This window comes from Belnapia sp. AC561 (assembly GCF_979252845.1).
In genome coordinates, this window is sequence record NZ_CEEDBP010000109.1 from 1 (window position 1) to 983 (window position 983).

Here is a 983-nt window from a genome sequence, read left to right on the forward strand (position 1 = left end):
GGTTTTGTCAGCGCTCGCGCCAAGAGTGCCCGGATGGCGAGCTGGATCAGGCATGGGTAGGCTCCTGACGGGTTGATGGGCGGCTGGGAGCCTGGAATGGAATGCGTGGACTGCGGTTCGGCCGAGGTGACTGAGCGGCGGGACCCTACGGCCCATGGCTACCGGCGCTTTCGGTGCCGCGCCTGCGGTCGAGGGTTCAATGAGCGCAGCTCCGGGGTGCTGAACAGAGCTCAGTACCCCAGCGACGTCATCGCGCTCGTAGTATTTTGGCGCCTGCGCTACCGCCTCACCCTCCGCGACCTGGCCGAGATGTTCCTCCTCCGCGGCATCGTGTTCAGCCAGGAGGCGGTTCGCAACTGGGAAGCCAAGCTCGCACCTGCGCTGTCGAGTGAACTGCGCCAGCGACGGCGCGGGAAAGGCGGCGCTGGCCGCCGTTCCTGGCACGTTGACGAGACTTATCTGAAGGTCCGTGGACGCTGGCGCTACCTGTATCGGGCAATCGACAGGAACGGCGATCTCGTCGACACCATGCTGAGCGAGCATCGCGACATGGCGGCCGCAAAGGCGTTCTTCCGCTCGGCCAGGTCCGTCACCGGCATCGTCCCCGACAAGGTCACCACGGACGGGCATGGCTCCTACCCGCGGGCGGTCCGCTCAACGCTGGGCAGGCGGGTCACCCACCGCACCAGCGCCTACATGAACAACAGGCTTGAGCAGGATCACCGGGGCATAAAAGGCCGGATCCGATGTATGCGTGGGTTCAAGGGCTTCACCTCAGCGGAGCGCTTCTGTCGCAGCTACGACGAACTTCGCAACCACCTCCGTCCTCGCGTCCGGCACAATCAGCATGTTCCCGCCAGCCGCCGACGTCTCCTTCACGTCCGTCGTGCGACGGCCGCGCTCGCCATACTGCAGGCTGCTTAGGGCCGACACGCCGCAGCGCCCTTCCCGGGCCTGCCTTGGCGTGAGCGCTGACAGAACCG

Annotated in this window: 1 protein-coding gene; it reads left to right on the forward strand. The window is 66.1% G+C overall.

Annotated features, from left to right (window positions below):
* Positions 1–96: 96 nt before the first annotated feature.
* Complete coding sequence (locus AC0IW9_RS30335) at positions 97–924, forward strand: IS6 family transposase (RefSeq protein WP_471652029.1); 828 nt, start codon at positions 97–99, stop codon at positions 922–924.
* Positions 925–983 lie beyond the last annotated feature (59 nt).

Excerpts from the sequence above, each read along its gene's own strand:
- AC0IW9_RS30335 (WP_471652029.1), top strand. The coding sequence starts at position 97 with ATGGAATGCGTGGACTGCGGTTCGGCCGAGGTGACTGAGCGGCGGGAC.